An 11,064-nucleotide genomic window follows, 5' to 3' on the forward strand; every position below is an offset into this window, starting at 1 on the left:
GCGGCGGGCTCGTCCGGTGCCGCGGCGCGCGACGAGTTCCGCACGATGGTCAAGCGGCTGCATGCGGCCGGCATCGAGGTGATCCTCGACGTGGTCTACAACCACAGCGCCGAGACCGACGAGCTCGGGCCGACGATCCACTTCCGCGGCCTCGACAACCCGGCCTGGTACCGGCTGCGGCCCGACAACCCTGCGCTCTATGTCAACGACACCGGCACCGGCAACACGCTGAACCTCGGCCACCCGCGGGTGCTGCAGCTGGTGATGGATTCGCTGCGCTTCTGGGTGAGCGAGATGCACGTCGACGGCTTCCGCTTCGACCTGGCACCGGTGCTCGGCCGCACGGGCGGCGCGGCGGCCGGCGGCTTCGACACCGGTGCCGCGTTCTTCCACGCGATCGCGCAGGACCCGCTGCTGTCCACCGTGAAGCTGATTGCCGAGCCGTGGGACATCGGCTTCGGCGGCTATCAGCTCGGCCAGTTCCCGCCCGGCTGGGCCGAGTGGAACGACCGCTTCCGCGACACCGTGCGCAGCTTCTGGCTGCGCGACGCGACGACGCGCGGCGAGCTGGCGCAGCGGCTGTGCGCATCGTCCGACGTGTTCCAGGCGCGCGGGCGCATGCCGGCCGAGTCGGTGAACTTCATCGTCGCGCACGACGGCTTCACGCTGGCCGACCTGGTCAGCCACGACCGCAAGCACAACGAGGCCAACGGCGAAGGCAACCGCGACGGGCACGACCACAACCACAGCTGGAACGCCGGCGTCGAGGGCCCGAGCGACGACCCGGTGGTGCGGGCCCTGCGCGGCCGGCTGCAGCGCGCGCTGCTGGCCACGCTGCTGCTCTCGCAGGGCACGCCGATGCTGTGCGCCGGCGACGAGCTGGGGCATTCGCAGGGCGGCAACAACAACGCCTACTGCCAGGACAACGCGACCAGCTGGATCGACTGGTCGCGGGTCGACGACGCGCTGGTCGCTTTCACCGCGCAGGTGCTGGCGCTGCGCCGCACGCACCGGCCGCTGGCCGACCGCTGGTACACGGGCGCCGCCGATGAACAGGGCCGCGTCGACCTGGGCTGGCTGCAGGCCGACGGCACACCGCTCGCGGGCGAGGACTGGGGCGATCCGGCGCAGCGGGTACTCGGTGCTCGCATCGGCGCGCCCGGATCCGGCAAACCCCTGCTGCTGTTGATGAACGCCAGTGACACCGACGCTCCGTTCGCGCTGCCGCCCGGCCGATGGCGGGTGCTGCTCGACACGGCAGCCATGTCGTCGCAGCAGCCGATGGTGCAAACTCCGTTGGCGCTGGCGGCACACAGCCTCGTGCTGCTGGTGATGGAGGCTGAGTGAGAGACCGACGAAGATCCGTTCGCCCTGAGCCTGTCGAAGGGCCTGCGCGCATCGAACCAGGGCTTCGACAAGCTCAGCCCGAACGGCGTTTCTTTGCCTCCGTGACCCAGGGACAGCCACCATGAGATTCCCCCGCGCCAGCGGTGTGCTGCTGCACCCCACCTCGCTGCCCGGCCCGCACGGCAGCGGCGATTTCGGGCCGGCCGCGTACCACTTCGTCGACTGGCTCGCGACGGCGCGGCAGCGGCTGTGGCAGATGCTGCCGCTCGGCGGCATCGGGCCCGGCAACTCGCCGTACATGAGCAGCTCGGCCTTCGCCGGCAACGTGCTGCTGATCGACCTGGCCGAGCTCGGCCAGCACGGCTGGCTGACCGCCGACGAGCTGCTGCCGCCCGACGGCATCGAGGCGCACCGGCTGAACTTCGCGGCCGTCTGGCCGTACCGCATGGACCGGCTGGCGCGCGCCGCACGGCGCTTCGCGGCCACCGTCACGCCGCAGCAGGCGCACGAGCTGCAGGCCTTCTGCACCGAACACGCGAGCTGGATCGACGACTACGCGCTCTTCATGGCGCTGGCCGACCACCACGACTGGGCGCCGTGGTGCGACTGGGGCGCCGGCCTCGCCCGGCGCGAGCCGGCGGCGCTGGCGGCAGCACGCCTGCAGCATGCCGAACGCATCGCGTTCTGGAAGTTCTGCCAGTGGCAGTTCTTCGTGCAATGGGAGCGCCTGAAAGACCACGCGACCAGCCGCGGCGTGCAGGTGATCGGCGATGCGCCGATCTTCATCGCCTACCAGAGCGCCGAGGTGTGGGCGCGGCAGGACCTGTTCGAACTCGATGCGAAGGGGCAGCCGACCGTGGTGGCCGGCGTGCCGCCGGACTTCTTCAGCGAGACCGGCCAGCGCTGGGGCAACCCGCTGTACCGCTGGAGCGCGCATGCGGCCGAGGGCTATGCGTGGTGGGTGGAGCGCATCCGCCGCACCTTCGAGCTGGTCGACATCGTGCGCATCGACCACTTCCGCGGCTTCGCGAGCTACTGGGAGATCCCGGCCAGCGAGGAGACAGCGATCCTCGGCCACTGGCGGCCGGGGCCCGGCGAGGCCTTGTTCGAGGCCATCGCCGAGGCACTGGGCACGCTGCCGATCATCGCCGAAGACCTGGGCGTCGTGACGCCGGACGTCGAGGCATTGCGCCGCAAGTTCTCGCTGCCCGGCATGCGCATCCTGCACTTCGCGTTCGGCGGCGACAGCGCCAACCCGTTCCTGCCGCACAACCACGAGGCCGACACCGTCGTCTACAGCGGCACGCACGACAACGACACCAGCCTCGGCTGGTGGGCCACCGCCACCGAGGCGCAGCGGCGCCATGCCTCGACCTACCTGCCGACCGACGGCGCCGACATCGCCTGGGACCTGATCCGCACCGCCTGCGCCTCGGTGGCCGACACCGCCGTGCACCCGATGCAGGACGTGCTGCGGCTGCCAGGCGCCGACCGCATGAACTTCCCCGGCAAGCCCTCGGGCTACTGGGAATGGCGCTTCAGCTGGGACCAGGTGAAGCCGGTCCATGCGCACGAGCTGGCGCTGTTGACGCGGCTGTATGGGCGGGATGGGGTTGTGGTGGCGTGATGGCGTGATGGCGTTCGCCATCTACAGGCAACGCGTACGAGATCACCCTCTTCAACTCCGCGGCATCACGATATCCGCGAGCGGGCACTTCGACGCAAGAACAGCCACGGACAATCGATCGCGAACTGGCGCAACGTCTCTTGTGCGGACCCTCGAGTTCCGCCTCGATGAAGCTGCAGAGCCACGCTCGATCGGCATCGGAGGACTGTTCCAGCAGATCTTGGTCTGTCTTGCTTGCCAGCAGTCTGAACTGCTCGATTGAATTCCGAGAGCTGTCTTGATCACTCATTTGCATGTCGATCCAGGCAAGCCCCAGCAAACGGCCTCTTGGTAGTCGCGAAGTTGGCGACTACGGCCATCGCGCTGCGCTTCACGGTATCAGTCAGAGGGAGGTCTCCTTCGGGTGCCGTCGATTCAGCTCTTCGGCGAACGCATCAACACAAGACGAGCAAATGACCGCCGACTGCCCGGTGAACATCACCTCGACTTCATATGAGAGCTGACCGCAAAAGCTGCAGACATCCTCCGGATACGCTTCTGCCAACCAGCGTTTGGCTGCCTTCGCTGTCGCGTTGACAGTCACCCACTTGTCGGCGATCCCGGCGTAGTGACGCTCAACGCTCGATTTTGCGAGCCGAAGAGACTTTGCTCCGGCCATGCCGAGAATCTGCCAGCGTTTGTCGCAGAAGAGAATCAAATGGTCTTCCAACCCCACCTGCAAGCTCCTGCAAATGGCAATTCTTGGCACGCGGCCGAGAAGCTTGTCTCCGACAAACAAGCGTTGACTTCCCGTGAAGCGGATTGTCTTGTCGACAATCGCATACGCAACGACGCGACTGCTGCCAATTGCTGGCGGCGGTGCGTCCACAGGCTGATGATTTGCAACTTGTTTTCGCATATTTGATTCACTTGCAGTCATCATCGCAATTGCAGTTCACGATCCGCTCTTCTTCCTTGATGTAGCCGCCCGCCCCTGTGGATCACTCGCGACAGACGTCATCGAATTCTCGCCAATAGTCCGTTCACGTCGCGAAGCAAATGATCGTAGACCAACCGCTTTCTCGACGCGGCGGCTTGTCGGACACGAGACAAGAGCGTTCTGAGCACAAGCCGAGCACGATCCGGCTTGGCGATTCGAAGGCAATACTGAGCGAAAAATATGTCGACTGTCCCCCGTCGGTCGAGGCTTGCAAAGCCCAGGCGGTAGTTCAGCTGATAGACATTCTCCACAAGCTCTTCAGGTTCATTTTTCAGCGCGAGCAGATCAAGCTTGCACTCTGCAATTTGACGCTGCACCTCCAGCGAGAGCCTCTTCGAACCCCTCACTTTCGATAGGAATTCCTGCTCTATTGAATCAAGATCCGCCACGATTCTTGATGCGGTCAGTTCTTCATATTTTCGAATGACAGTTGACTTCTCCCTGGCCAATTGACCATATAGAACTCGGTCTGCTTTCACACTCTCTCCTAAAATTTGCAGCTGACCCAGCCGCCGTTCTTTGATGGGGCCGTACTCGGCCAGCTTTGATCGGGGGAGCGCATGCATTTCTCGCGGCAAGACTCGCACCTGGATGACCCTTCCAAGGGGCCGTACTTGTCCTGCAGCTTGGAGTCCAAGCACTCTTTCCAATTCTCCTGGCAGCTATTCACTGCACGGGTGCACTCAGGCGCGTTCGCTGCGGCGGCCGGCGGCAATGCTGCCAAGGGACCACCATCCGGCTTCGGCGCCGTGGAGGAAGAGCCCGTCGGTTCACTGGACGTAGGCCATGATGTTGGAGCCGCCGGCGACGAGTTGTTGCCGTTCAAAAGCCCTGCGCCCACACCCAACAATAGGAGTGCAAGTCCGTCGCCTCCCCCCATTCGCCCTCCTCCTCCGTCCGCGCCCATGACATTTCCCGGCTTCCACCCCAGTGGATCGGAAAATGAAAGCGGATTGCCATCCACGTAGGAGTAGGTCGATGGAGCGCCCCCAGCCAATCCGATCGGATCTGATTGAGGATAGCTCCCCTTCGAGGGATCGTAGGTCCGCATCCGCATACTGCCCCGGGAATCGCAGTGGTTGGGTGAAGGCGCCGAGCCCGCTCGGATTCACTTCCGGTGCGGTCGTACCGAACGGCTCGGCGAGCCAACGCCAGCGAGTCGCGTTGTTCGTATCGACGACGAGCCGCGGTGTGTTCAGGTGATCGGCATGGATGTAGAAGACCAGCGGCGCACCGTTCGGGTTCGTTGGATCCGGCATGAACATCGCGACCGGAATGTCGCCGAGCCAGATGTATTCGCGCAGCGCCTGTCCCGCCTGGTCGTACTCGCCGAGCAGTTCGCCGCTGAGTCCGTACACGAAGATCACCGTGCTGCCCGGCCCGGCACTCGTCACCTTGCGGATGCGCCGCTTGTCGGCGTCGTAGGTGTAGGTGACGGTGATGCCAGCCTTCGTGATGCTTGCGAGTGATCCGCTCAGGCCGTAGGTCGCGGCGTAGTTCGGGCTGTCGGTGGTCGTGTTCCCGGCGTTGTCGTAGCCGAAGCTTCTCGCCGGGTTCGTGATGTTCGTGAGCCGGTTGCTGGTTGCCTCGGTGTTGTAGACGCTCGGGCTGCCGTTCAGGCTCACGCCGGTGCGGTTGCCGTTCGGGTCATACGTGATCGCCCAGTTGCTCGCGACCGTCGTCACCTGCGTGATTCGATCGTTCTCGTCATAGCCGAAGCTCTGGTCCAGCGACGGCTGCGGGATGCCGTCGTTGGCGCTCAGGTGCGTGAAGCTGATGATGCGATCGGCCGCGTCGTAGGTCACRTCKCGGAAGACGTTGCCCAGCCGGTAGCGCGTGACGCGTCCGCTGAGGTCGTAGAAGCGCTCGTGCGGCGTCGTCCCGCTGGCCATGTTCCAGTTCCAGCTCGTCACCGGACCGAACGGTTCCCACTTGATRTCGCTGAGCAGCGGCGTGGGCGTGCCGTTCGCGTCCTGGGCCATACCGATCGCGGTCACGTTGCGGCTCGTGTAGCTGCGYRCGACGGTGCGGCCCGACGGRTAGGTGATGYTGGTCAGGCGGCCCAGCGTGTAGCCGTAGCGTGTGGTGCTGACGATGGCGGTGCTGTTGGCKYCYGTGGCMGGGCTSACSGAYTGMACCGCYTCGRKSACCCGYCCCCKCKGGTCGTACTTGAATCGCGACCARCCRTTSGGRTGRTCGGTGCGRCTGAGCCGGYYGRCGCTGTAKSYGTAGTCCGGCCCCTTCAGGYYRTAGGYCCAGCTSACCGTCWRGCTGGGCTGSCCGCTCTGGYTGTAGACCAGCTGCGTCAGCCGGTCSAYCSSGTCGTAGGWGTACSTCTCCAGCACGCCGCGGCTGTCCGTGCGGGTCGTCAGGTTGCCGATCTCGTTGTACGTCTGGTTCGCCGTGCCGGTGTCCGGACTGATCAGCTGGAKCGCGTTGCCGAAGCCGTCGCGCGGGTACTGCGTAACAAGGTTCCTCGGGTCGGTGACCTTGGTGGTTCGATCTCCGCCGTCGTACTCGAAGCTCGTCTTGCCACTCTTCGGGTCGGTGTGGTCCTTCACCCGATACAGCGGGTCGTAGCTGAGCCTGGTCTCCAGGTTCAGCCCGCCCGGATCGCGAATGATCTTGGTGCGGTTGCCCTGGGCATCGTATTCATACGCCGTCACCGGCGTCGGCGAAACGGGCGGTGGGGGAAGCTCTGCGTGGCAAAGCGCGGAATTCAACAGGCAGGTCGCAACAACAATGACCCCTGCGCGGGTCGTCGTCTTCATCGATGGGTTCCGGTAGGCAGTTGATCGACTCGTGTCGTCACACCCTCTGAACCTCTGAGGGGAACTGCCCCGACGCCACGAAGGCCCGGATTAAGCGCGCGTCAACTGCACCGGCGCAAGAGCCTGGCGGCCTCTGCGGTCAGCAGGAAAACATTGTTGACAATCTCCTACCCCGCCAGCAACCCCAGCTTCACGCACAGGTCCCGCGTGATCCCCATGTGCCGGTCCAGCTCGTCGAGCAGCGGCTCGATCGGCGTTTTCGAATCATTCGCGGCGGCCTCCTGCAATCGCGTCGCGGTGTCGGCCACGCTGCGCAGCCCCAGGCTCAGCGCCGCGCCCTTCAGCGCATGCGCCTGGCTGCGGATGCTCTCGCGGTCGCGCCGGCCCTGCGTCTGCCGCAGCGATTGCAGCGTGCCGCTGTGCAGGCTGAAGAAGCGGGCCAGCAGCTCCGCATACTTGGCCGGCGAGAGCGCGACGCTGACGTTGTCGACCGTCGCCTGGTCGAGCGGCGAGGCTGGTGCCGCCGCATCGCTGCCGTCGATCGCCGTGAAGACCGTCGAGGGGTGCTGGCCGTAGCGCCCCAGCACCTCGCGCAGCTGCGGCAGGTGCGCCGGCTTCGTCAGGAAGCCGTTCATGCCGGCCTGGCGGGCACGCTCCTGCGATTCCTGGAACGCGTCGGCCGTCAGCGCGATGATCGGCACCTCCCCCTTCGGCAGCGGCATCGCGCGGATCGCACGCGCTGCCGCGAAGCCGTCCATCAACGGCATGTGCAGGTCCATCAGCACGACGTCGAACTCCTGCGCCTGCACCGCGCGCACCGCCTGCTCGCCGTTCTCGGTGAACACCGCCCGGTGCCCCAGCTTGTCGAGCACCGCTTCCAGGTAGGCGCGGTTCACCGGATGGTCTTCGGCCACCAGCACGCGCATCGGCTGCATCGCCGCCGCGCTGTCTGCGGCGGCGCCCGTCGACGTGCCGCCCGCGGGCTCGATCGCCGGCAGCGGCAGCGTCACGACGAAGCGGCTGCCGACACCCGCCTGGCTGCTGGCCGCGATGTCGCCGCCCATCAGCCGCGCGAGGCTGCGCGAGATCTCCAGCCCGAGGCCGGCGCCGCCATGCCGGCGCGACGTGGTGTCGTCGCCCTGCGAAAAGCGCTGGAACAAGCGAGAGAGCATCGCCGCATCCATGCCGATGCCGGTGTCGACCACGCTGAACAGCAGCGCACCGTCGGCATGCTGCGTCACCGCCAGGCTCACCATGCCGGCRTTCGAGAACTTCAGCGCGTTGCTCAGCAGGTTGAACAGGATCTGCTTCAGCCGCGTCGCGTCGGCGCTGACCCACGGCGGCACGTCGGGCGCGATGCTCACCTGCAGCTGCAGGCCCTTCGCGTGCGCCTGCACGCGCATCAGCGCATCCACCTGGCCGAGCATCGCCACCAGGTCCAGCGGCTGCGGTACCACCTGCAGGTTGCCGGACTCGAGCTTCGAGATGTCGAGGATGTCGTTCAGGATCGCGAGCAGGTGGTTCGCCGAATCCTTCGCGGTGTCCAGGAAGCCGGCCTGCTGGCGCGAGAGCGGCGTGTCCTGCAGCAGCGACATCATCCCCAGCATGCCGTGGAACGGCGTGCGGATCTCGTGGCTCATGTTGGCGAGGAACACGCTCTTCGCACGGCTGGCCGATTCGGCCTCGGTGCGCGCCACCGCCAGGTTGTCGGCCAGCGCCTGCAGGCGTGCGCCGCGTTCGGACAGCCCGCGGAACTGCCGCAGCACGACCAGCGCGAAGGCGATCAGCAGCACGCACTGGAACAGCGTCAGCCCGAGGCTCAGCTGCGATTGCGTGCGCACCGCGGCGTTGYGCTGCGACACCCGCTCGTACAGCAGGTGCGAGGCGCCGAGCGACAGGTCGTGCAGCGGCACGCTCAGCCCATCCAGCCGCACCAGCAGCTGGCGCAGCGCGGCCACGTCGAGCGCGGCCACCGGCTTCTCGCCGAGGTAGCGGTCGGCCTCGGCGACGAAGGCGCGCACCTGCAGCATCGCCTGCGTGTAGATGCCGTGGTCCGGCATGATGCGCGCCGCGCGTTCATGGTCGACCAGGCTGATGCGGCTCACGAAGATGTCGTAGCGGTTCTGCAAGGCCTCCGATGCCGCGGCGCGCGATTGCTCGAGCGAGAGGTCGGCCAGCGCGATGTGCATCTGGTTGCGCAGCCGCAGGTGCTCGGTCTCCAGCTGGAAGAAGCTCCAGCCGAGCGCGTCGTTCTGGTAGTGCACGCTGCTGTCGAGCAGGTCGTACTGGCGCCACTGCACGTACACCGCGGCCAGCAGCGCGAGCACCAGCGTGGTGGCCAGCATCGCGAGCCAGGCGCGGCGGGGCGCGGTCACCGGCAAGGGGTCTGGAACGGCCGCCCCGGTCATCGGATCTCGAGCAGGCGCAATTGCCAGACCGCCCGGCCGTAGTGCACCGCGGTGCGCAGCTCGGGCTGGTCGTCGAACGGATAGATGATGACCAGCGGCCCCTTGTCGCGCACCGGCATCGGCTTGTCGTCGAGCAGCCAGGCCACCATCACGTCGCTGGCGGCGGCATCCTCRATCGGGATGTCGACCTTGTAGTCGTTCAGCGCGACCGCCCGCACCACCTGGCCCTGCGCGCCGGCAGCGGCCAGCAGATCGCGCAGCCGCACGCCGGTGAACTTGCGCGGCTTCGAATACCACGGGGTGCGCGTCGAGAAGGTCTGCTGCGGCAGCTTCTGCAGCGCCGCCAGGTCGAACGACAGGCCCTCAGGCCCGTTGCGCTGCTGGATGCTGCCGGCGATGGTCAGCAGCGGCCTGCCCTCGGGCGGCGCGTCGGCCGCAGGCGCGGCACCCGCCGTCCACAGGCCGGCCACGGCCAACAGCGCGCAGGCCCAGCGTTTCCCTCCATGTCCCGATCGTCCCATCTGGCGGATTTTGCATTGGTTTCACATCGCGACGCAGCGTGACGCCACGGCATACTTCAAGCAGATGACATCGACATCCGTGACACGCCTGTTGTTCATGCTCGTGGCCGGCACGCTGGGCCTGTGGCTGGCGAGGCGGGCCTGGGTGGCCTGGCGCGAGCGCTCGGGCCTGCGCGTGATCCGCGAACAGGCCTTCCCGGCCTTCCTGCGCGGCAAGATGCACCGCCTCTACCCGGCGCTGGACGAGCAGGCGCTGGGCGACGTGGAGCGCGGGCTGCGCCAGTTCTTCGTCGCGTGCGCACGTTCGCGCGGCGGCTTCGTCGCGATGCCCTCGCGCATCGTCGATGCGCTGTGGCACGAGTTCATCCTGCACACCCGAAGCTACGACGCGTTCTGCCGGCGCGCCTTCGGCCGCATGCTGCACCACACGCCGGCGCAGGCGCTCGGGCCGAGCAGCCCGGACGGCGACCGCAAGGCCGGGCTGCGCCGCGCCTGGCTCTGGAGTTGCAAGGAAGAGGGGATCGACCCGCAGCGCGCCGGCCGTCTGCCGATGCTGTTCGCGTTGGACGCGGCGCTCGCGATCCCCGGTGGCTACCACTACGTGCCCGATTGCAGCCTGCTCGGCGCCGACCGCGGCAACACGCATTGCGCGAGCGACATCAGCGGCTGCGGCGGCTCGTGCGGATCAGGCAGCGATTCGAGCGATGCCTCGGGCGGCAGCAGCGATGGCGGAGGGGACGGYGGTGGCGACGGGGGCGGTGGCTGTGGCGGGGGTGGTGACTGAACTCAGCCGCGCCGCTTCAACCGAAGTGGCAGACGTAGTGCATCGTGTCGGTGACCTCGATGTCGAACGCCGACTGGCCCGGCACCGAGAACGACTGGCCGGCGCCGTACGACTGCCAGGCCTCGCTGCCGCTCAGGCGGATGCGGCAGCCGCCTTCGACGACGTCCATCACCTCCGGCGCGCCGGTCGTGAAACGCAGCGTGGACGGCAGGATCACGCCGACGCTCTTCTTGCTGCCGTCGGGCAGCTCGATGCCGTGCGAGACGCACTTGCCGTCGAAGTAGACGTTCGCGCGGGTGGAGATGGTGGCGGTGATCTTGTCGGCGGGCATGGTCGGCTCGGTGAGGAGGGAGGGGAATCGGCCGAGTGTAAGGGCCGGGTCGCAGCGCTCGTGACGCCCGGTACACTGACCCGATGAGCACACCGACCGGCAGCGCGGGACTTCAGGACGACGGGGACGCGTTGCGTCCCGGCACCCGGCTCGGCGAATTCGAGATCCTGCGCGTGCTCGGTGTCGGCGGCTTCGGCATCGTCTACCTCGCGATGGACCATGCGCTGGAGCGCCAGGTCGCGATCAAGGAGTACATGCCCGCCGCGATGGCGGCGCGCGGCGACGGCGAGCTGGTC

Annotated in this window: 9 protein-coding genes and 2 pseudogenes; 4 read left to right on the plus strand and 7 right to left on the minus strand. The window is 67.0% G+C overall.

Translation table 11 applies throughout. The features are described 5' to 3' along the window. Both AC1D01_RS08705 and malQ read left to right on the plus strand, forming a co-directional pair. The coding region (locus AC1D01_RS08705) for a glycogen debranching protein (RefSeq protein WP_477865652.1) at positions 1-1,347 on the plus strand (1,347 nt) is incomplete at its 5' end. A gap of 121 nt (positions 1,348-1,468) precedes the next feature. Further along, positions 1,469-2,974 carry a 4-alpha-glucanotransferase gene (gene malQ / locus AC1D01_RS08710; protein ID WP_477865653.1) on the plus strand — a complete coding sequence of 502 codons (1,506 nt, stop codon included), beginning with the start codon at positions 1,469-1,471 and terminating at the stop codon, positions 2,972-2,974. Positions 2,975-3,356: 382 nt separating this feature from the next. Here malQ and AC1D01_RS08715 read toward each other — a convergent pair whose 3' ends face one another. The 6 genes and pseudogenes from AC1D01_RS08715 to AC1D01_RS08740 all read right to left on the minus strand — a co-directional run bounded on the left by AC1D01_RS08715 (position 3,357) and on the right by AC1D01_RS08740 (position 9,653). Continuing rightward, the gene (locus tag AC1D01_RS08715) at positions 3,357-3,893 is read right to left on the minus strand and encodes a ClpX C4-type zinc finger protein (protein WP_477865654.1); all 537 of its coding nucleotides are present in this window, start codon (positions 3,891-3,893) and stop codon (positions 3,357-3,359) included. Between the two features lie 77 nt (positions 3,894-3,970). Continuing rightward, complete coding sequence (locus AC1D01_RS08720; RefSeq protein ID WP_477865655.1) at positions 3,971-4,519, minus strand: hypothetical protein; 549 nt, start codon at positions 4,517-4,519, stop codon at positions 3,971-3,973. Next, positions 4,441-5,010, minus strand: coding sequence for an RHS repeat domain-containing protein (locus tag AC1D01_RS08725; protein ID WP_477865660.1), 570 nt, complete (start codon positions 5,008-5,010; stop codon positions 4,441-4,443). Before AC1D01_RS08725 ends, AC1D01_RS08720 begins: the two co-directional genes overlap by 79 nt. A gap of 55 nt (positions 5,011-5,065) precedes the next feature. Next, a pseudogene (locus AC1D01_RS08730) lies at positions 5,066-6,724 on the minus strand (hypothetical protein); the annotation flags it as partial. A 167-nt stretch (positions 6,725-6,891) separates the two neighbouring features. Beyond that, positions 6,892-9,099 carry an ATP-binding protein gene (locus tag AC1D01_RS08735; protein ID WP_477865656.1) on the minus strand — a complete coding sequence of 736 codons (2,208 nt, stop codon included), beginning with the start codon at positions 9,097-9,099 and terminating at the stop codon, positions 6,892-6,894. A gap of 29 nt (positions 9,100-9,128) precedes the next feature. Then, positions 9,129-9,653: a putative pterin-binding protein gene (locus tag AC1D01_RS08740; protein WP_477865657.1), complete on the minus strand. Its 525-nt coding sequence runs from the start codon at positions 9,651-9,653 to the stop codon at positions 9,129-9,131. Positions 9,654-9,732: 79 nt separating this feature from the next. Here AC1D01_RS08740 and AC1D01_RS08745 point away from each other — a divergent pair, with 79 nt between their 5' ends. Continuing rightward, positions 9,733-10,437 (plus strand): glycine-rich domain-containing protein, encoded by a 705-nt coding sequence (locus AC1D01_RS08745; protein WP_477865658.1) that lies wholly within the window; start codon positions 9,733-9,735, stop codon positions 10,435-10,437. 16 nt (positions 10,438-10,453) lie between these two features. Here the strand turns inward: AC1D01_RS08745 and ppnP are convergent, their stop codons facing one another. Beyond that, positions 10,454-10,768: a pyrimidine/purine nucleoside phosphorylase gene (ppnP, locus tag AC1D01_RS08750; RefSeq protein WP_477865659.1), complete on the minus strand. Its 315-nt coding sequence runs from the start codon at positions 10,766-10,768 to the stop codon at positions 10,454-10,456. 83 nt (positions 10,769-10,851) lie between these two features. On the opposite strand from ppnP, the pseudogene AC1D01_RS08755 reads away from it, so the two are divergent. Further along, positions 10,852-11,064 (plus strand): annotated as a pseudogene (locus tag AC1D01_RS08755) (serine/threonine protein kinase); the annotation flags it as partial.

This window comes from Rhizobacter sp. P3_B12, assembly GCF_056402895.1.